We start from the raw sequence: 19,196 nt of genomic DNA on the forward strand, positions 1-19,196 counted from the left end.
ATCCGCCCGGGTGCCGGACGCCGGGGCACCACGTCAGGACAGCACGTCAGGGGACCGCGTCAGCGGACGAAGCGCGTGGCGGTCTCCCCCGCCAGGACGTCGGCGATGCGCCGCTCCATCTCCGCGGCCATCGGCGGCAGCGCGTCGAGGGGCCACCAGCGGACCTCGAGGTTCTCGTCGTCGCCCACGGCCGCCTCGCCGCCCAGCCACGTGCAGGCGAAGGTGAGGTCGAGGTAGACGCCCCGGTCGCCGTTGCCGTGGGTGACCTCGTCGCTCACGGAGACCGAGGCGAGCCGGTCGACGCTCACCTCGACCGAGGCCTCCTCCAGCGCCTCGCGCCGAGCCGCGACCGCGGGCTCCTCCCCCGGGTCGACGATGCCGGTGATCGGCGCCCAGCGGCCGTTGTCCGCCCGCAGCGTGAGCAGCACCTGCCCCTCGTGCACGACCACCGCGGTGACCGCGGGCAGCCAGAGCTGGTGGGTGCCCACCATCTCGCGCAGCGCCAGGACGAACGGGGGGATGGGCACGGGGGCTCCTCTGCGGGGTGGGGGTCAGTGCGTGAGCGCGTGGACGAGCGTCTCCTGGAGACCGCCGACCCACTCGTAGACGTCGTGCGCGCGGGCGCGGGGGTCGTCCTCGGGAAGCGAGTCCCAGTACTCCTCGTCGTCCTCCTCGACGCCGAGCCGCACCGCGAGCGCGAGCCGGAGGTCGGTGAACGAGCGCAGCCAGAGCTGGGCGCCCGGCTCGTCCAGCTCCACGTCGATCGTGAGCCGGTCGTCCTCGTCGAGGTCGGCCGGCAGGCCGGCGTCCTCGAGGCCGTCGATGATCGCGGACGCCGCGCGGGCCTTGCCCTCGCGCAGGCCGTTCTCGGTGAACCGCCGGAAGTCGGCGGCCGCCTCCTCGTCGTCGGGGTAGGCGGTCGGGAACAGCCGGGCCAGCACCGGGTCGTCGGGCTCGGTGGTGGGGCCGCCGAAGTCGAGCAGCGCCTCGAGCGGGTCGCGGTCGTCGGGGACGGCGGCCTCGCTGTGCAGCAGCTCGACGAGCTGCGCGGCCAGGGACCGCAGCAGGTCGGCCTCGAAGCCGGTGAAGGTGGCGATCAGGTGCTTGCTGCGTCGGTGGCGGGTGAAGGCGCCCACGCTCTCAGTCGTCCTTCTGCATCGTGGCCCACAGGCCGTACTCGTGCATGGCCTGCACGTCGCGCTCCATCTCCTCGCGGCTGCCCGCGGAGACCACGGAGCGGCCGTCCTCGTGCACCTCGAGCATCAGCTTCTCGGCCTTCTTCTCGGTGTAGCCGAAGTAGTGCTGGAAGACGTAGGTCACGTAGGACATGAGGTTGACCGGGTCGTTCCACACGATGGTCACCCAGGGCTTGGCAGGGGTGATCAGCACCTCGTCCTCGAGGCCGGCACTGGTCGTCGGGTCGACCTCGACGGGGCTGGGTGCGGACACGCGCCCATGCTCGCACAGCGTCCCCACCCGTCACCGACCTCCTCCCCACCCGTGGCGCGCGTCTCCCCCGCCCGGGCGCCCCGCGACACGACCGGGTGGGGCGGGGCGGCGCCCCCGCAGCCCTACAGTCGTGGCCGTGACCCGCTCGACCGCGCTGCTGACCGACCACTACGAGCTCTCGATGCTCCAGGCGGCGCTGGCCGCGGGCACCGCCTCGAGGCGCTGCGTCTTCGAGCTCTTCGGCCGGCGCCTGCCCGAGGGCCGCCGCTACGGCGTGGTCGCGGGCACCGGCCGGGTGCTCGACGCGCTGGAGGACTTCCGCTTCGACGAGGAGGTGCTCGCGTTCCTGGAGCCGGTTCTCGACGCCCCCACGCTGGAGCACCTCGCCGGCTGGCGGTTCACCGGCGACGTCCACGGCTACGCGGAGGGCGAGGTCTACACCGCGGGCTCCCCGCTCCTCGTGGTCGAGGGGACGTTCGCCGAGGCCGTCGTCCTCGAGACGCTCATGCTCAGCATCTACAACCACGACTCCGCGATCGCCTCGGCCGCCTCCCGGATGACCATGGCCGCCGAGGGCCGGCCGTGCATCGAGATGGGCGCGCGCCGCACCCACGAGGAGGCGGCCGTGGCCGCGGCGCGGGCCGCGTACGTGGCGGGCTTCGCCTCGACGTCCGTCCTGGCCGCCGGGCTGCGCTACGGCGTGCCCACCGCCGGCACCTCCGCCCACGCCTTCACCCTCCTCCACGACACCGAGCGGGACGCCTTCACCGCGCAGGTGCGCTCCCTGGGCACGGGGACGACGCTGCTCGTCGACACCTACGACGTGGCCGAGGCGGTGCGGACCGCCGTCGAGGTGGCCGGCACCGACCTCGGCGCCGTCCGGCTCGACTCCGGCGACCTCCTCGTGAGCGCCCGGGCCGTGCGCGCCCAGCTCGACTCCCTCGGCGCCACCCGCACCCGCATCACCGTCACCAGCGACCTGGACGAGCACGCCATCGCCGCGCTCGCCGCCGCGCCCGTCGACGGCTACGGCGTCGGCACCCAGCTCGTCACCGGCTCCGGGCACCCCACCTGCGCGCTGGTCTACAAGCTCGTGGCCCGCGAGGACGCGAGCGGGCGGCTCGCGCCGGTCGCGAAGCGGTCGACGGGCAAGGAGATGGTGGGCGGGCGCAAGTGGGCACGGCGTCGCTACGACGAGCACGGGACGGCCGTGGCCGAGGTGATCGGCACCGGCGAGGCACCACCGCTCGCCGCGGACGAGCGGGACCTGCTGGTGCCGCTGGTGCTCGGCGGCGAGGTCGTCGGGCGCGAGCCCCTCGACGCCGCCCGCGACCGGCACGACCGCTCGCGGGCCGAGCTCCCCCTGGACGCGCGCAAGCTCTCCCGCGGCGAGCCCGTGCTGGCCACCGTGCGGGTCTGACATCGGAAGGGCGAACGTCGCGAAGGGCGGACGTCGCGAGGGGCGGACGTCGCGAAGGCCCGCCCAGCGGACGCACACGTCCGGACGGGTGTGACGTGACCCTCAGCCCAGCACCCCTGACCTGGGACTAGCCTGCTGGGCATGGTGAGTGCGCTGATCGTCGTGGACGTCCAGAACGACTTCTGCGAGGGCGGCTCGCTCCCGGTCACGGGCGGCAACGCCGTGGCCGGCGCCATCGAGGGCGTCCTGGCCGAGTGGCGCGCGGGGGTCCCCGGCGCGCCGTCGTGGAGCCACGTCGTGGCCACCAAGGACCACCACGTCGACCCCGGTGACCACTGGGCCGAGCGCCCGGACTTCGTCTCGTCGTGGCCGGTCCACTGCGAGGTCGGCACCCCCGGCGAGGCCTTCCACCCGACCCTGGAGGCGGACACCTTCGAGGAGGTCTTCCTCAAGGGCGAGCACGAGGCCGCGTACTCCGGCTTCGAGGGCAAGGGCGGCGACGGGTCCGACCTGGCCTCGTGGCTGCGGCAGCGCGGGGTGACCGAGGTGGAGATCTGCGGCCTGGCCACCGACCACTGCGTGCGCGCCACGGCCCTCGACGCCGTGGACGCGGGCTTCCGCACCCGGGTGCTGACCCGGCTGTGCGCCGGCGTCGCTCCCGAGACCACGACCCGCGCCCTCACCGAGATGGAGGCCGCCGGGGTGGTCGTTGCCTGACGGCCCCGTCGGCGACCCCGGGACGCGCCGGGACGCCGCGGACCCCGTGGACCCCGTGGTGCGGCTCGGCCCCCGCGTCGACGAGTCGCTGGCGGTCGCTCTGGAACGGCTGCGCGCCGAGCGCGGCGCGCGGGTCGTCGTCCTGGATCTCGGGGAGGCGGAGGGCACGTGGGACGACGTCGCCCACCGCGCCCTGCTGGCGCGCTGCGTGCGCGCGGTGCTGGCGACCGACCTGCCGGTGGTCGCGGTGCTGGGCGACCGCGTCACGACCGCCACCTGCGCGGTCGCGCTCGCCTGCGACGCGGTCGTGGCCGACCGCTCGACGAGCGTCCAGATCGCTCCCCCGGCGGTGGGCGGGCTGAGCCTCACGCTGCCCGCCGCGGTGGGGCGCCTGCGCGCCCGGCGGATGCTGCTGCTCGGCGAGGCGGTCACCGCGGTCTCGGCCGCCGACTGGGGCGTGGTCACCCACCTCGCGCCGTCGGGCAGCACCGCGCGGGCCCGGGCCGATGCCGTCGTCCGGGCGCTCCTCGAGGCCGACGCGCTCACCCTCGCCGGCACCCGTCGGGTGCTGGACGCCGACCTGGCGGCCCGGCTCGAGGAGGCCCTCGCCCACGAGGACCGCACCGCCTCCCTCCTGGCGCGGCACGCGGCCCGCTGAACCGCCTTCCCCACCACCTCCCAAGAACCGTTTGACAGTGGGAGGCCCTCTGTCGTCCACTACTGTCCAAGAACTCTTGGAGGGTCGGGATGGACGAGCGGGAGAGCTCACGGAAGGTCGCCGTGCTGCGGGCGCTGGCGCACCCGGTGCGACTGCGGATGCTGTCGCTGCTCACCGGCACCGCGATGAGCGCCGCCGAGGTCGCGCGCGAGCTGGACCTCACCCACGCCAACGCCAGCTACCACCTGCGTGTGCTCGCCGACGCCGGGGAGCTCGTCGTGGACGGCGAGGAGAAGATCCGCGGCGGCGTCGCCAAGCGCTACCGGTACCCCCACGAGCGGGAGGGGCACCCGCCCGAGGGCGAGCCGACGGCCGATCACGGCCCAGGCGGATCGCTCGGCGACCCCGACGTGGGCCGCCACGAGGAGGTGCTCTTCCTGCGGGCCACCGCCACGGACCTGGAGCGACGCGTGCTGGCCGCGGCGCCGCGCCGCTGGAGCAGCGACCTGGAGGGCTGGGTCCCGCCGGAGACGTGGGAGCGCGCCCAGGAGCTCCTGCGCGAGGCGTCACGGCTGCTGCACGACGCCAACCGTCCGCCGCGCACCCCCGGCACCGTCCACGTGAGCGCCACAGCGTGGGCGATGACGCTGGACGCCCACGACGGCCCTTCTGCCGACCGCCCTGCCGATCCCCCTGCCGACCCTTCTGAGGAGCGGGCATGAGCCCCCACCTGACCGCCTCCCTGGCTCCGCTCCGGGCGCGCAACTTCCGCTTCTACTACGCCTCGCGCGTGGTGAACCTGATCGGCAACACGATGGCCACGGTGGCCCTCGCGTTCGCCGTCCTCGACGTGACGGACGACGACCCGGCGGCCGTGGGCTACGTGCTGGCCGCGCACACCGTGCCGCTGGTGCTGCTCCTGCTGTGGGGCGGGGTCGTGGCCGACCGGTTCGGGCGGGTGGCCGTGCTCCAGGTGTCGAACCTGGGCTCGGCGCTCACGCAGGGCGCGATCGCGGCCCTCGTCCTGACCGGCACGGCGCAGCTGTGGTCCCTGATGGCGCTGAGCCTGGTGCACGGGATCATCTCCGGTCTCGGCTTCCCGGCCATGTCCAGCGTCATGCCGACCCTCGTGCCCCGCGAGCAGCTCCAGCAGGCCAACGCCCTCGTCTCGCTGGCGCGCTCGGCGGTGACCGTGCTCGGGCCGACGGTGGCCGCGCTGCTCGTGGTCGGCGTCGGGCCGGGCTGGGCCCTCGGGGTGGACGCTGCGTCCTGGCTGGTCAGCGCCCTGCTGCTCATGCTCATCCGCGTGCCGGCCCAGCCGCCCCGGACGGCCGGCACCAGCACGATCGCCGAGCTGCGGGAGGGCTGGGGCTACGTCCGCTCCACCACGTGGCTGTGGGTGGTGGTGCTGGGCTTCGGGTTCCTCAACGCCCTGCACGCCGGCGCCTGGCTGACGCTGGGACCCTCGCGCGCCAAGGCGACGATCGGCGAGGAGGGCTGGGGGCTGGCGCTGTCCGCCGAGGCGGTGGGCCTGCTGGTGATGACGCTGGTGCTGCTGCGCGTGCGGCTCGAGCGTCCGCTCCTGATGGGGATGCTCGGCATCACCACCCTCGCGCTGCCGATGATCGTGCTCGGCGCGGAGCCGCACCTCGGAGCACTGGTGGTCGCCACGTTCATCGCCGGGGCCGGCACCGAGCTGTTCGGGATGGGCTGGAACCTGGCGATGCAGGAGCACGTGCCGGACGACATGCTCAGCCGCGCCTACTCCTACGACGCGCTCGGCTCGTTCGTGGCGATGCCGATCGGGCAGGTCGCCTTCGGCCCGCTGGCCCTCGCATTCGGGTTCGGCCCGGTGATGGTCGCCGCCGGCCTGGCGTACGTCCTGCTCTGCGGGCTGGTGCTGTGCTCGTCGTCCGTGCGAAACCTGCGCCGCACCCCCTCCCCCTCCACCGCCTCCGCCCCAGCCTCCGCGCCTGCTTCCGCCTCCACCTCCGACTCCGCGCCTGCCTCCTGACCCGTCCTGCCGGCAGTCACCTGCTCACTGACTGCCGGCCGGCGGCTGCTGGACGGCTGTCGCTTGCGGCTGCTGACTGGCTGCTGGCTGTCGCTGGCGGGCGGTCGACGCGTTCGGTCCTCGTCGACACGAGGACCGAACCCGTCCCGGCCGACCCCGCACGTCCCCCAGGAGGACCGAAGCGCCCCAGCGCCGACGCGCTGAGCGTGGACTCAGCCGCGGACGGGGCGTTCGGTCCTCGCTGGCACGAGGACCGAACGCGTCCCGGCCCGCCCCGCTCGTGCCCCAGGAGGACCGAACACGTTGGGTCCTCGCGGACACGAGGACCGAACACCCCCACCCCACCGGCACGCCCGGCACGCGCTCCAGGAGGACCGAACCGCCCCCAGAGTCCTCGGCTGAGCGGGCGACCCGGCCCCGCTGACCCGTTCGGTCCTCGTCCACACGAGGACCGAACGCTTCCCAGCCGCCCGGAGACCAGCCACCCGTAGACCAGCCACCCGAAACCCAGCCGCCGAAGACAGCCAGTCAGCACCAGCGCGAGCAGACCTCCGCGACGACGGTCGGGTTGCGGGTGGTGGCGACGGTGCCGAGGGCCTTCTCGATCAGGTTGTTGGTGATCTTCGTGCCGTGGACGCCGTCGGCGCCGACGAGCCAGTGCAGAGCGCGTCCGCCGATCTCCAGGCGCTCCCCCGGCTGACAGCGCTGGCGAAGCACGTCGACGGCGGCCGGGTCGGGGGCGTCGCGGAGCAGCGCCACGTAGTGCTTGCCGTCGTGCTCGACAGCGCCGGCGGCCTCGTGCACCTCGCGCAGCTCCGCCGGGGTGAACACGAGGGTGGGGACCTCGAAGCCGCGGTCCGCCAGGTAGGCCGCCTCCAGCGCCGCCTCGATCTTCGCGGTGGAGCGCATGGACGTCTCGAGCCGCACGTTCCCGGTGTTCAGGTACGTCTCGACGCCGGTGAACCCGGCTTCCTGGGTGACGCGCAGGACGTCGGCCTTGCCGAACTTGCGCACGGCTCCGAGGTTGATCGCGCGGAGGAAGGCCAGGTACGTCGCCACGGTCACATCCAAGGGGACTGGACGATCCATAGGCAACCTCTGTAAAACAGTTGTCGTGGTCAACGAACTGAGGGATCGGCAGGAGGAGCTGGCGGGCGACCTGCTGGTCCTCGCCGCCCGCCTCGTCCGACGCGTCCGGGTCACCCACGCCCTGCCGCCGGGCTACCGCCTCCTGTCCCTGCTCGACGAGCAGGAGACCCGCGCCGGCCTCGACGCCACCGGGCTGTCCATCACCCGCGTCGCCGAGCTCGACCAGTGCTCGCAGCCCACGGCCTCCGCCGCCGTGGCCCAGCTCGCGGACCGCGGCTGGGTCACCAAGACGCCCCACCCGTCGGACGCCCGCGCGAGCGTCGTCCGCCTCACGCCCGAGGGCCGCCAGGCCCTTCGTGCAGGACGCCGAGCCAACGCCGAGTCCCTCGCCGCCACCCTCACCGCCACCGGCCGCAGCACGGCCGACCTGGCCACCGCGGTCGACGTGCTCCGCGACCTCACCGAGCACGCCGACCTCCTCACCCCGACCCACGAGAGCCAGCGCTCTCCGCACTCCCCGCACCAGGAAGGACCGAAGTGACCACCCAGCACACCTCTCCCCCCGAGAGCCCCGCCGGCAGCCACGCAGGCAGCCACGCCACCGGCAGCACCAGCAGCACCGGCACCAGCACCACCACCGAGACCCCGAGGACGGGCGTCCGCGCCTACCTCGACCAGCCCCGCGCGGTGTGGGCGGTCGCGTTCGCCTGCGTCATCGCCTTCATGGGCATCGGCCTGGTCGACCCCATCCTCAAGAGCATCGCCGCCGAGCTGGACGCCACGGCGAGCCAGGTCTCGCTGATGTTCACCAGCTACATGGCGATCATGGGTGTCGCGATGCTCGTGACCGGCGCGGTCTCGAGCCGCATCGGCCCCAAGCGCACCCTCATGGCCGGCCTCGTGCTGATCATCGTGTTCTCCGCCCTCGCGGGCTCCTCGAGCACCGTCGGCCAGATCGTCGGCTTCCGCGCCGGCTGGGGCCTGGGCAACGCCCTCTTCGTGGCCACCGCGCTCTCCACCATCGTGATGGCCGCCCGGGGCTCCACCGGTCAGGCGATCATCCTGTTCGAGGCCGCGCTGGGCATCGGCATCGCCTCGGGCCCGCTCATCGGCGGCCTGCTCGGCCAGATCTCGTGGCGCGGCCCGTTCTACGGCGTCGCCGCCCTCATGGTGATCGGCCTGCTCGCCACGACGTTCCTCCTGCCGAAGACCCCGCCGACCGGCCGCAAGACCACCCCGCTGGACCCGCTGCGCGCCCTGCGCCACCGCAGCCTGCTGCTCATCGGCATCACCGCGATCTTCTACAACATCGGCTTCTTCACGATCCTGGCCGCGGGCCCGTTCGCCCTGCCCACCGCCGGCATCCTCCAGATCGGCTGGATCTTCTTCGGCTGGGGCATCCTGCTCGCCGTCACCTCGGTGGCCGTCGCGCCCCTCGTGCAGCGGGCGATGGGCACCGTCCCGGCGATCATCACCATGCTGTTCCTGTTCGCCGTGGACCTGCTCGTGCTCGCCGTGTTCACCTCGCACACGGTCGTCGTGGTGATCGGGATCATCGCCTCGGGCGCCTTCATCGGCATCAACAACACCCTGGTCACCGAGGCCGTCATGGGTGCGGCCCCCGTCGAGCGGCCCGTCGCGTCCGCCGCCTACTCGTTCCTCCGCTTCTGCGGTGGCGCGGTCGGCCCCTACGTGGCCCTCAAGCTCAGCGAGAGCGTCAACGCCCACGCCCCGTTCGTCTTCGGCGCGGCCGCCGTGCTCGTCGGCACGATCGTGATGTTCCTCGGCCGCCGCACCATCACCGGCCACACCCCGCACAGCCAGGTGGGTTCCGAGGACGAGGCCGAGGCCGTCCTGGTGGGCGACCTCGACTGACCTCCGCGTGACCCACGCCTGACCTCCGCCTGACCCAGGTGCCCCGGTCCGCCGGGGCACCTCTGGGTCGTCTCAGGGGCTGTGAGGGCCCCGCACGAACCGCCGCCGCCGTCGAGGGAGGCCGCGGTCGGTGCCTCAGACCGGGGCGCCGGCCAGCAGCCGGGACACCTCGGCGGCGGCGGCCACCACCTGCTCGGCCACCCGGAACTCGTCCAGGTCGCCGAGCGTCACGATGCCCACCGAGGCCTCCATGCCGTCGACGTCGCGCAGCGGCGAGGCCAGGCCGCGAGCGCCGGTGCGCAGCTCGCCCTTGGTGAGCACGTAGGTCATCTCGTCGCGGTGCGTGCGACCCAGCAGCACGGCCTTGCCCGCGGCGCCGCTGCTGAGCGGGTGCCGGGTGCCGACGCGGTAGGAGACGTGGAAGTCGGTCCAGGACGGCTCGACGACCGCGAGCGCCAGGGCTTCCTCGTTCTCGACCACCGTGAGGTGGGCGGTGCAGCCCGTGTCCTCCGCGAGCTGGCGCAGGACCGGCATCGCCAGGTCGCGCAGCACCGGCTGGACGGCGCCGGCGAGGTGCAGGACGCCGAGGCCGACGTGCAGCCGGCCCTTCACGTCCCGGCGGACCAGCGCATGCTGCTCCAGCGTGCTCACGAGGCGGTACACGACGGTGCGGTTGACCCCCAGCTGCCCGGCCAGCTCGGTGACGGTGAGACCGCCGGCCGAGGAGGCGAGCACGGACAGCACCCGCAGGCCGCGGTCGAGGGTCTGGGAGGTCTCAGCGGACATGGAGCCCATCCTAATGACTCCTGAGCGGACACGTGTCAGGTAGCCGTCACCTGTCCTGAGACGGCCGTCACCGCCGGGGCGGCACCACGCGGCGCGAGCCTCAGCCGGTCTGGCCGGCCGCCCACGCCCGGACGCGGTCGATCCGCTTGCGCAGCTGCTCGGCGTTCGCCACGGCCGCGGCCGGGCCCCCGCACTCCCGCCGCAGCGCGGCGTGGGTGACGCCGTGCGGCTGGCCCGTGCGGTGGTACCAGGCGCCGACCAGGCCGTTCAGCTCCCGGCGCAGGATGCCGAGCTGCTCGTGCGTCGCCACGTCCGCGAGGTCCTCCGCGGCCGCCGCGGTGCGGGCGTCCGCGGCGTCGGCCGCCGCCCGGGTGGCGTCGCGCGTGCTCCGCGTCTTGCGCATCCGGTCGTTCTGCCGCTTGTGCAGCAGCTCGCGCATCTGGTCGGGCTCGAGCAGGCCGGGGATGCCGAGGAAGTCCATCTCCTCCTCGGAGCCGACCTTCACCTCGCCCTCGTGGCCGAACTGGGCGCCGTCGAAGAGCGCGTGGTCGAAGCTGGCCTCCGAGCCGATCGCCTCGAAGCTGCCCTCGAGGTCGTCCGAGGCGGACTCGCTCGCGTTGGCCGCGGCCAGCAGGTCGTCCTCGGCGGCGAAGATGTCGTCCTCGTCGCGCACCTTCTTGCCGAGCACGTGGTCGCGCTGCAGCTCCAACTCCGAGGCGAAGCCCAGGAGGTTGGGCACCGACGGCAGGAAGACGCTGGCGACCTCGCCCCGGGTGCGGGCACGCACGAAGCGGCCGACGGCCTGGGCGAAGAAGAGCGGGGTGGACGTGGTGGTGGCCCAGACCCCGACGGCCAGGCGCGGCACGTCGACGCCCTCGGACACCATGCGCACCGCGACCATCCAGCGGGAGTCGTCCGCGCTGAACTGGCTGATCTTCTTCGACGACGTGGGGTCGTCGGACAGGACGACGGTGGCGCCCTCCCCCGTGATCTGCCGCAGGGTCTTGGCGTAGGCCCGCGCGGACTCCTGGTCCGTGGCGATGACGAGGCCGCCGGCGTCCGGCACGTGACGGCGGACCTCCGAGAGCCGCTTGTCCGCGGCGGCGAGCACCGACGGGATCCACGAGCCCTTCGGGTCCAGCGCCGTGCGCAGCGCCTGGTTGACCAGATCCTTCGTCAGCGGCTCGCCGAGGCGGGCCTCGATCTCGTCGCCGGCGCGCGTGCGCCACGACATCGAGCCGGAGTAGGCCAGGAAGAGCACCGGGCGGACGACGTGGTCGGCCAGCGCGTCCGCGTAGCCGTAGGCGTAGTCGGCAGCCGAGCGCGGGATGCCGTCCTCACCCTCCACGTAGGAGACGAACGGGATCGGGTTCACGTCGGAGCGGAACGGCGTGCCCGTGAGGCACAGCCGGCGGGCGGCGGGCTCGAACGCCTCGCGCACGCCCTCGCCCCAGCTCAGCGCGTCACCGGCGTGGTGCACCTCGTCGAGGATCACCAGCGTCTTGAACCGCTCGGTGCGGATGCGCATGGCCAGCGGGTTCACCGCGACACCGGCATAGGTGACGGCCACGCCGACGTAGTCCCCGGAGGTCCGGCCCTTGCCGGCGGAGAAGGTCGGGTCCAGCGGGATGCCCGCGCGCCCGGCCGCCTCGGCCCACTGCGTCTTGAGGTGGTCGGTCGGCGCCACCACGATGACACGGTCGATCTGGCGTCGGCCGAGGAGCTCGGCGGCCACCGAGAGCGCGAAGGTCGTCTTGCCGGCACCCGGGGTCGCGACCGCGAGGAAGTCCTTCGGCATCTCGTCGAAGTACTTGCTCATCGCGGCCTGCTGCCAGGCACGCAGCGAGGGCGCGGTGCCCCACGCGGCGCGGTGCGGGAAGGCGGGGGTGAGGGCAGGGGTGAGCGACGGGCCCGAGGTCGGGTCCGGGGTCTGCGGGGTCACTCGGCGGAGCCCCCGTCACCGGGCTCGTCGCCCTGCAGCTCGTCCCAGACCTCCTTGCACTCCGGGCAGACCGGGTACTTCTCCGGCGCCCGGCTCGGCACCCAGACCTTGCCGCAGAGCGCGACGACGGCGGTGCCGTTGATCATGGCCTCGGTGAGCTTGTCCTTGTCCACGTAGTGGCTGAACCGCTCGTGGTCACCGGCATCGGTGGGCAGGGTCGAGCGATCCTGCTGGACCCTCTCGTCGACGGCGGTGCCGGGCCCGAATCCGAAGTCGCTCACGGGCGCCACTCTACGTCAGTCGCGAGGACGTCCGGGCCTCGCCGAGGCCGCGGGCGCGCTCAGTTGAGCCCGGGCTCGGAGGGGCGTGTCGAGTGCCACGCGAGGTCACCGGGCTGCCGGCGCAGGACCTCGCGCCACAGCGTGTCGGTGCTGGGGCGGAACACGTCGGCGGCCTCACCGGGCACGACGTACCAGCTGCCCTCCTCGATCTCCGCCTCCAGCTGCCCCGGGCCCCAGCCCGAGTACCCGGCGAAGATGCGGATGCCGGCGAGGCCCTCGGCCAGCAGCTCCACGGGCGTGTCGAGGTCGAGCAGGCCGACGTCCCCCCAGACGGCTCGGAAGCCGACCGGCGCGGCCGTGACGCGCTCCCCGGGCTCCCCGGGCGCGCCGTCGGGAGCCGGCGGCAGGACGCCGAGCGCCAGCGCGCCGTCGCGGCCCACCGGGCCACCGGCGAAGAGGACGTCCGGCTCCGCGACCACGCCGGCCCAGGTCTCCAGCACCTCGCCGACGGGCACGGACGTCGGGCGGTTGAGCACCACGCCCAGCGCGCCCTCGTCGTCGGCGTCGATGACGAGCACGACCGTGTCGGCGAAGTGCGGGTCCTCCAGGGCAGGCGTCGCCACCAGCAGCATCCCCGCTGCCGGCGTGCTCACCTCCGCCATGCTTCCCCCCGCGATACGCCCCTCCGCATCCACCCAGTGTGCCGGGTCGGGACACGCGTTCACAGGGATCAGGACCCACAGGTTGCCGGACCGGACAGTTCCGGACAGGAAGCGGCGCCACTGCGGCGCCACTGCGGCGCCGCTGCGAGGCGAGCGGCGGCGGCCGCGGGTCAGGCGGCCAGCGCCGCCCGGAGCCGGTCCACCAGGGTCCGGCGGTGCCCGGCGGCGCGCACGGGCGTCGCCCGCCAGGTGGCGCGGGCGGCCTCCTCGAGGCGCTCCCCCGCGGCCAGCGCACGGGGGTCGTGGACGTCGGCCGTCCCGGCCAGCCCTGCGGCGACCGCCAGGGTGGCGTGCTCAGTGGCCCGGGCGCGGGCCAGCGCCTGGGCGGTCCGCTCGTCGGCGGCGGCGCCGGCCGCCGCGTCCAGCACGAGCCGGACGCCGGGCATCTCGTCGGCGGTGGCGCGCCAGGCGGCCACGACGGCGTCGGAGAGGGTGCCGTGGCCGGCCGCGCGCCCGGCGGACTGCTCGCGCTCGATGCGGACGACGAGCCGGGCGTGCCAGCGCAGCTGGAGGGCCCCGACGAGGTCGAGGTCGTCGGCGAAGGCGGACTGCGGTCCGCGGACGCCGGGGAGGTCGCTGGGGAGGACGCCGTCGCAGCGGGTGTCGGCGGCGGCGATGACGGCGCGGAGGATCTCCGCGCGGCGGCGGGTGGAGGCGCTCATCGGTGCTCCTGTGGGTGAAGGGGGGGTGGGCACTCACATACCGTGAGTACGTACCGAAGGTACGTATGTTCCCGGCACCGCGACAACACCTCGGCCGGGTGAGCCCGCCCACGTCCGCCCGCGCACGACTCCCGCCGCAGGTCAGCGAGGTGGGGCCGGCGTCGCTACGATGACGCGGTGCCCCGCTCCCGCGCCTCCGCCCCGAGCGCCGGCCGTCGGCGCCGGTACCCCGCGTCGACCCGGCAGGCCCTCGTCGACGAGGCCAGGCGGCTCTTCACCGAGCAGGGCTACGCCGCCACGTCCCTCGATGCCGTGGTGGCCGCGGCCGACGTCACCAAGGGCGCGCTCTACCACCACTTCCAGGGCAAGACGGCGCTGTTCGCCGAGGTCTTCGACGCGGTCGAGACCGACGCGGCGGCCCGCATCTCCACCGCGGTCGCGGCCGCCGGCGACCCGTGGGACACCGCGCGCGCGGGGCTCTCGGCCTTCCTTGACGTCGTGCGCGAGCCGTCCTACCGGCGGATCGTCGTGCAGGACGGTCCGGCGGTGCTCGGCTACGAGCGCTTCCGCGAGTCCGAGGAGCGCTCCACCTTCGCCTGCGTCACCGAGATCGTGCGGGCCATCCTCGGCGACGAGGCCTGGGCCGGGCACCCGTGGGCACGCGACGAGGAGATGCTGCGGACGTTCGCGCGGATCTTCTTCGGCGCGCTCTCCTCGGCCGGCGAGGCCGTGACCGGCGCCGAGGACCCCGAGGCCGCGGCCGCGCGGGTCGAGGTGGCCGTCGGCCTCATCATCGCCGGCCTCCAGGCCCTCGCCACCGCCCCGACGCACGTCGCGCCCGACACCCCCCGCTGAGGGGCACCGGGCGCGACGCGGACCAGTTCACCGGGGGCGGGTCACTTGCTGAACGAGACGCTCCCGCTGGCGACGCTGCCGCCGGTCTCGGGGACGAGCTCGATCCAGGTGTGCCCGGCCGGGACGACCATGTCGGTGGCGTTCTTGCCGGAGCCGGTCGTGAGGCTCACGGTCGAGGTGAGGCTGTTCTTGTGCCAGGTGCCCTTCACCATGCGTCCGCCGGAGAAGAGCATCGCCTGGCCCGTCCCGGTGAACTTGGTCTCCGGCACGAGGTTGCCCGCGGGGTCGAGGTAGCCCGCGTCCCCGACCTTCACGCGCAGCACCAGCACGTTGTCGGCCTTGAACTGGTCGTCGGAGGCCGCGTTCGTGTTGGTGTTGGTGTAGGTGCCCTTCTTGTAGACCCAGTCCGACTCGTGGGTGCCGAAGCTCGCGACCAGGCTGGTGGCCTTGGTGCCCTTCGGGTTCTCCGAGGCCGTGCCCCACGGCAGGTAGTCGTCAGGTCGCGCCGCCGTCTTGGAGGCGGCCAGCGTCGAGGTCTCCTTCAGGTTGTCCATGAGGTTGTAGGGCGCGTACCGGCTGCTGTCGCGGTAGAAGCCCTTGTCGCCCTCGGTGAACCAGGTGATGCCCGCGTTGTCGATGCGTCGGATCGTCACGTTCGCCGCGCCCGAGGTGACGATGTCGGCGTCGGCCGCGGTGACGATGCCGATGTCGCTGGCGCGCATCGAGCGCACCGGGCCGACCAGGTCGGGCAGCTGGGAGTAGAAGAAGACGGCGAGGCGCGTGTAGCCGCCCTCCACCAGCTCCTCGACGACCATGTCGGCGGAGCCGAGACCGTGCTGCGGCGCGGCCGACGGGGTGTTGTCGATCTTGGTGACCAGCACCGGGTACTTCTTCGACGAGCCGCCGTTGGCAGTGAGGCCCGTGAGCGGCCAGGTCGCGTCGAGGGTCGTGCCGGAGGCCACGTCCTGGGAGGCGAGCGCACTGCTGCTCGCGTCGGAGGAGCTGGTCTCGTCGCCGCCGGAGCAGCCGGCCAGGGCCAGGGTGGCGGCGGTGGCCAGGGTCAGCAGGGCGGCGGTGCCTCGGCGCGTCAGGGCGCGGGTGGGTCGCACGGTCGGTCTCCTCGGAGCAGAGAGGTGGGACGGGGAAGGGACGGCGGGCCCACCCGTCCGGGTGGGCCGTCGACCAGTGTGCAGCGCCGAGGGCCCCGAGGTCACAACCTCGACCGGCGCGCCCCCGCGCGTCGCGGCCGGGCCCGCGTCAACCCCGGGCTCAGCCCCGCCTCAGCCCAGCGTCATGCCGCCGTCGACGTAGAGCGTCTGACCGGTGATGAAGGACGCCTCGTCGCCGGCGAGGTAGGCGATCGCCTGCGCGATGTCCTCCGGCTGCCCGATGCGGCGGACGGCGGTGAGGTCGGCCGTGCGGCGACGGAACTCCTCGACGTCCATCTTGAGGCGGGCGGCGGTGGCGTCGGTCATCTCCGTGACGACGAAGCCGGGCGCCACCGCGTTGCAGGTGATGCCGTAGGGCCCGAGCTCGAGGGCCAGGGTGCGGGTGAACCCCTGGATGCCCATCTTCGCGGCGCTGTAGTTCGCCTGGCCGCGGTTGCCCAGGGCGGAGGTGGAGGAGATGTTGACGATGCGGCCCCAGGCCTGGGGCACGAAGACGACCTGCGCGGCCTTGGCCATGCAGAACGCGCCCCGCAGGTGGACGCCGATCACGGTGTCCCAGTCCTGCTCGGTCATCTTGAACAGGAGGTTGTCGCGGGTGACGCCCGCGTTGTTGACCAGGACGTGGAGCCCGCCGAGCTCGGCGACGGCCCGCTCCACGGCTGCCTGCGCGGCCGCCCCGTCGGCGACGTCGCAGCCGATCCCGATCGCGGACGCCCCCTCGACCAGCGGCAGCCCCGCGGCGGCGCGCTCGGCCTCGCCGGCGTCGAGGTCGGCCACGGCGACCGAGGCGCCCTCCCGGGCGAACCGGGCGGCGGTGGCGAGCCCGATCCCTCGCGCCGCGCCGGTGACGAGGACGACCTTCCCTGCGTGCCGCCCGGTGCCCTGACCAGCCACCTGCTGCTCGTTGCCCTGCATGACCTGCCTCCTCGCAGTCGACCGGCGCCGACGACTCCTGCGGCGCCGTGGCGACCCTAGAGGAACAGCCAGAAGCCGACCACGGTCGGCGCGAGGCCGAGGAGCAGCCAGGGGGTGAGGACCGGGTGCTTGTGGATCGCGAGCCCGCTGGCCACGGCGAGGACGCCGAAGGCGCCGGCGATGACGGAGAGGCCGAGGCGCGGCACCAGCTGCGAGGGGTCCATGAACCAGGCGGCGACGATGACGCCGGCCGCCATGTGCAGGATGCTGGAGACGGCGAGCGTCGACATGACCCACTTCTGCACCGTGGTGATCCCGGCGCTGTTCACGGTGTCACGCACCGGGGCGTTCGGGTCCATCAGGTGACGGCGACGGCGGGGTGCGGTCGGGGCGCTGCTGCTCACGGGGGCCTCCAGGTGGGGTACTGGTCCGGCGTCGGGTCCGGTGCGGCCATGGTGACGGCCACGCACACCACCATAACCCCTCCAGGGGTTATTTGTACGGTCATTAGTCCTCGATCTTTGTCCGGACTATTGGGTCATTCCGGGGCAGCCCCACCCAGCGCCGCCCGGAGCCGCTCCGCCACCTCGGCCCGCTGCCCGTCCGCGTAGCCCCGGCGGGGCCAGAAGAAGCCCTTGAGCCCGTCGCCCTTCGTCCGTGGCACCACGTGCAGGTGCAGGTGGGGCACCGACTGGCTCACCGTGTTGTTCACGCTCACCCACGAGCCCTGGGCTCCGAGGCCCTCCACCACCGCCGAGGCGATCCGCTGCGCGGCGGCCAGGAAGGGGTCGCGCAGCGCCGCCGGCAGGTCCGGCAGGGTGACGACGTGCGTGCGGGGCACCAGGAGCACGTGGCCGGGGAAGACCGGGCGCCGGTCGAGGAACGCCACGAGGTCGTCGGTGGCGAGCACGACGTCCGCCTCCGCCTCCCCCGCGGCGATCGCACAGAAGGCGCAGCCGGGCTCACGCACTAGTCGCACACCTGCACGGTGCACACCCGCGGCAGCGTCGGCCAGGCCGAGGTCGCCCGCTTGCCCCCGCTGGGATAGGCGTCGAAGTGCTGGGTGTCCCCCAGCCCGTAGGTCCAGGCCAGCCCGTGGGCGCGCATGATCCGCACCACCTCGTGCGAGGACGAGCGCCAGGCGACGCGCGGGTGCGCGTGGTACTGCCACCAGTCGTCCGGCACGATCCCGCCGCTCGAGCGGTAGGGGTTCTCCCACGTGTTGAGGTCCAGCGCCCGACCGTAGGCGTGCGGCGACATCACCCCGGGCCGACCCACCACCTGGCGGCAGTTGAAGGCCGAGGTGTTGCCGGCCGCCATGGAGGCGTAGTCGTTGGCTCCGTGCAGCGTCGAGCTCCAGCCGAAGCGGTCCTCGCGGTACATCGAGCGGATCGGCAGCTTCTTGCGGTACATCTCGCTCAGGGCGGCGGCCATCTGGGCGACCACGTCGGCGTTGGCGACGAGCTCGCCCCGGTACCGGTAGCCGTCGTAGCCCCAGTAGTTGATGCGCAGCAGGCGCAGCTGGGCGCGCCCCACGGGGCAGCCGTAGTGCCAGGTACGGCCGACCATCGAGGACCACACCTTCTCCGGGATGCGGGTCACCACGGCGTGCGCGCCCTTCTCCGTGGCGCGCGCCTGCCGCGGCAGGTGCCGGCGCGGGGTCGGCGCCGCCGCGGGCAGCGTGACGGCCCGCCCGGGCGGGGTGTTGTCGATGCGGTGCACGCGGCTCTGCGTCCGCTCCACCCAGGCGGAGCGGCGCAGGACGGCGCGCCAGGCCGAGTCCACGCGGGGCCGCACGCGCAGGCGGGCCATCCCGTCGGCGTCGGTGCGCAGCAGGCGGACCGTGCGCCAGTGCCCCGACTCCTTGCGCTGGAGCCGGACGCGGGTCGAGACCGGGGCGCCCCGCGGGGTGGCGAGGCGGACCCGGAGCGCGACCTTGCGACCGTCCACCACCGAGGACGGCCCGGAGACGTGCAGCCGCGGCGTGCGGCGCACCAGCGTCACCCGCGCGGTGTCGGACGCCGAGGTGAGCGCCGTGTCGCCGGCGAAGCTCGCCCGCAGCCGGTTGCGGGCGGGGTCACGGGCCAGGGTGAGGACCCAGCGGGCCGTGCCCGTGCTGCTCGTCGTGGTGCGACCCACGACCCGCCAGCCGCCGTCGGCGGTGCGGCGGCGCAGCACCACCGCGGCGTCCGCCACCCCGGTGCCGTCGCCGCTCAGGGTCAGGCGGGCGCGCACGGTGACCTCCGCGTCCGCGCGCCCCTCGCGGGGGGCCAGCGCGAGGTCCGTGCGGGCGGCCGGGGTGCTGGTCGAGGTCGCGGTGGCGGTGCTGGTGGCGGTCGAGGTCGTGGTGGCAGTCGCCGTGGCCGTCGCGGTGACGCTCCCGCTCGTCGCTGCCGCGGACGGGCCGGCCGAGACGTCCGCCGCGGCAGCAGCCGCCAGCGAGCCGGAGGCCCCGAGGAGACCGGAGGCGCCGAGCCCGACGCCGAGGCAGGTCGCGGTCAGGGCGGCGAGCACGGCCGACGCGGGGCCCGAGCCGGCACGGGGGCCGGTGAGGGGGCGGCGGCGCGGACAGAGGGGGGTTCTCGCCGGACGCATGACGTGATTCTGCTGGGGCAGGAGTGACATGACCTCACCCGGGTAGC

Annotated in this window: 22 protein-coding genes; 8 read left to right on the forward strand and 14 right to left on the reverse strand. The window is 74.0% G+C overall.

Features of this window, described 5'->3' with window-relative positions; genetic code table 11:
- Window positions 1-59: 59 nt before the first annotated feature.
- From E8D37_RS10210 to clpS, 3 genes are read right to left on the reverse strand one after another with little or no spacing between them, the layout of a single operon-like run.
- Complete coding sequence (locus E8D37_RS10210) at window positions 60-527, reverse strand: NUDIX domain-containing protein (protein WP_240770334.1); 468 nt, start codon at window positions 525-527, stop codon at window positions 60-62.
- 24 nt (window positions 528-551) lie between these two features.
- Complete coding sequence (locus E8D37_RS10215; protein ID WP_136569689.1) at window positions 552-1,136, reverse strand: DUF2017 domain-containing protein; 585 nt, start codon at window positions 1,134-1,136, stop codon at window positions 552-554.
- Window positions 1,137-1,140: 4 nt separating this feature from the next.
- Window positions 1,141-1,389: an ATP-dependent Clp protease adapter ClpS gene (gene clpS, locus E8D37_RS10220; protein WP_240770378.1), complete on the reverse strand. Its 249-nt coding sequence runs from the start codon at window positions 1,387-1,389 to the stop codon at window positions 1,141-1,143.
- 196 nt (window positions 1,390-1,585) lie between these two features.
- Here clpS and E8D37_RS10225 point away from each other — a divergent pair, with 196 nt between their 5' ends.
- The 5 genes from E8D37_RS10225 (at window position 1,586) to E8D37_RS10245 (ending at window position 6,258) form a co-directional block, all read left to right on the forward strand.
- Entirely contained in the window at window positions 1,586-2,869 is a 1,284-nt protein-coding gene (locus E8D37_RS10225; RefSeq protein WP_276606480.1) for a nicotinate phosphoribosyltransferase, read from the forward strand.
- Window positions 2,870-3,010: 141 nt separating this feature from the next.
- Window positions 3,011-3,586, forward strand: coding sequence for an isochorismatase family protein (locus E8D37_RS10230; RefSeq protein WP_276606481.1), 576 nt, complete (start codon window positions 3,011-3,013; stop codon window positions 3,584-3,586).
- Entirely contained in the window at window positions 3,579-4,244 is a 666-nt protein-coding gene (locus tag E8D37_RS10235) for an enoyl-CoA hydratase-related protein (protein ID WP_136569691.1), read from the forward strand. Before E8D37_RS10230 ends, E8D37_RS10235 begins: the two co-directional genes overlap by 8 nt.
- Window positions 4,245-4,333: 89 nt before the next feature.
- Window positions 4,334-4,966 carry a helix-turn-helix domain-containing protein gene (locus E8D37_RS10240; protein WP_136569692.1) on the forward strand — a complete coding sequence of 211 codons (633 nt, stop codon included), beginning with the start codon at window positions 4,334-4,336 and terminating at the stop codon, window positions 4,964-4,966.
- Complete coding sequence (locus E8D37_RS10245) at window positions 4,963-6,258, forward strand: MFS transporter (protein ID WP_136569693.1); 1,296 nt, start codon at window positions 4,963-4,965, stop codon at window positions 6,256-6,258. The genes E8D37_RS10240 and E8D37_RS10245 overlap by 4 nt, the downstream gene beginning before the upstream one ends.
- A 528-nt stretch (window positions 6,259-6,786) precedes the next feature.
- Here the strand turns inward: E8D37_RS10245 and E8D37_RS10250 are convergent.
- A complete protein-coding gene (locus E8D37_RS10250; RefSeq protein WP_240770335.1) occupies window positions 6,787-7,317 on the reverse strand; it encodes a DUF1697 domain-containing protein in 531 nt (176 codons plus the stop codon).
- Window positions 7,318-7,372: 55 nt separating this feature from the next.
- Between E8D37_RS10250 and E8D37_RS10255 the strand changes: the two genes are divergently transcribed.
- Window positions 7,373-7,888 (forward strand): MarR family transcriptional regulator, encoded by a 516-nt coding sequence (locus E8D37_RS10255; RefSeq protein WP_206055687.1) that lies wholly within the window; start codon window positions 7,373-7,375, stop codon window positions 7,886-7,888.
- Entirely contained in the window at window positions 7,885-9,222 is a 1,338-nt protein-coding gene (locus E8D37_RS10260) for an MFS transporter (protein ID WP_136569695.1), read from the forward strand. Before E8D37_RS10255 ends, E8D37_RS10260 begins: the two co-directional genes overlap by 4 nt.
- Window positions 9,223-9,357: 135 nt before the next feature.
- Here E8D37_RS10260 and E8D37_RS10265 read toward each other — a convergent pair whose 3' ends face one another.
- The 5 genes from E8D37_RS10265 to E8D37_RS10285 form a co-directional block, all read right to left on the reverse strand.
- Window positions 9,358-10,008: a helix-turn-helix domain-containing protein gene (locus tag E8D37_RS10265; protein WP_136569696.1), complete on the reverse strand. Its 651-nt coding sequence runs from the start codon at window positions 10,006-10,008 to the stop codon at window positions 9,358-9,360.
- 100 nt (window positions 10,009-10,108) lie between these two features.
- Window positions 10,109-11,851: a DEAD/DEAH box helicase gene (locus E8D37_RS10270; RefSeq protein WP_276606490.1), complete on the reverse strand. Its 1,743-nt coding sequence runs from the start codon at window positions 11,849-11,851 to the stop codon at window positions 10,109-10,111.
- Window positions 11,852-11,946: 95 nt separating this feature from the next.
- Entirely contained in the window at window positions 11,947-12,231 is a 285-nt protein-coding gene (locus E8D37_RS10275; protein ID WP_136569698.1) for a DUF3039 domain-containing protein, read from the reverse strand.
- Window positions 12,232-12,290: 59 nt separating this feature from the next.
- Complete coding sequence (locus E8D37_RS10280) at window positions 12,291-12,893, reverse strand: YqgE/AlgH family protein (protein WP_136569699.1); 603 nt, start codon at window positions 12,891-12,893, stop codon at window positions 12,291-12,293.
- A gap of 170 nt (window positions 12,894-13,063) precedes the next feature.
- Complete coding sequence (locus E8D37_RS10285; protein WP_136569700.1) at window positions 13,064-13,615, reverse strand: hypothetical protein; 552 nt, start codon at window positions 13,613-13,615, stop codon at window positions 13,064-13,066.
- Between the two features lie 177 nt (window positions 13,616-13,792).
- On the opposite strand from E8D37_RS10285, the gene E8D37_RS10290 reads away from it, so the two are divergent.
- The gene (locus tag E8D37_RS10290) at window positions 13,793-14,470 is read left to right on the forward strand and encodes a TetR/AcrR family transcriptional regulator (RefSeq protein ID WP_136569701.1); all 678 of its coding nucleotides are present in this window, start codon (window positions 13,793-13,795) and stop codon (window positions 14,468-14,470) included.
- Window positions 14,471-14,511: 41 nt separating this feature from the next.
- On the opposite strand, the gene E8D37_RS10295 is transcribed toward E8D37_RS10290, so the two are convergent.
- The 5 genes from E8D37_RS10295 to E8D37_RS10315 all read right to left on the reverse strand — a co-directional run bounded on the left by E8D37_RS10295 (window position 14,512) and on the right by E8D37_RS10315 (window position 19,149).
- Window positions 14,512-15,579, reverse strand: a complete 1,068-nt coding sequence (locus tag E8D37_RS10295; protein ID WP_168929710.1) for a DUF3048 domain-containing protein — start codon at window positions 15,577-15,579, stop codon at window positions 14,512-14,514.
- A 171-nt stretch (window positions 15,580-15,750) separates the two neighbouring features.
- Window positions 15,751-16,554, reverse strand: coding sequence for a 3-oxoacyl-ACP reductase FabG (gene fabG / locus E8D37_RS10300; protein ID WP_136569703.1), 804 nt, complete (start codon window positions 16,552-16,554; stop codon window positions 15,751-15,753).
- Window positions 16,555-16,610: 56 nt separating this feature from the next.
- Window positions 16,611-16,958: a hypothetical protein gene (locus E8D37_RS10305; protein WP_240770336.1), complete on the reverse strand. Its 348-nt coding sequence runs from the start codon at window positions 16,956-16,958 to the stop codon at window positions 16,611-16,613.
- Between the two features lie 134 nt (window positions 16,959-17,092).
- Window positions 17,093-17,533 carry an HIT family protein gene (locus tag E8D37_RS10310; protein ID WP_240770337.1) on the reverse strand — a complete coding sequence of 147 codons (441 nt, stop codon included), beginning with the start codon at window positions 17,531-17,533 and terminating at the stop codon, window positions 17,093-17,095.
- Window positions 17,524-19,149: a M15 family metallopeptidase gene (locus E8D37_RS10315; RefSeq protein WP_136569704.1), complete on the reverse strand. Its 1,626-nt coding sequence runs from the start codon at window positions 19,147-19,149 to the stop codon at window positions 17,524-17,526. Before E8D37_RS10315 ends, E8D37_RS10310 begins: the two co-directional genes overlap by 10 nt.
- Window positions 19,150-19,196: the final 47 nt, after the last annotated feature.

The sequence above is a fragment of the Nocardioides sp. GY 10127 genome, from assembly GCF_004919085.1.
GTDB lineage: Bacteria > Actinomycetota > Actinomycetes > Propionibacteriales > Nocardioidaceae > Nocardioides.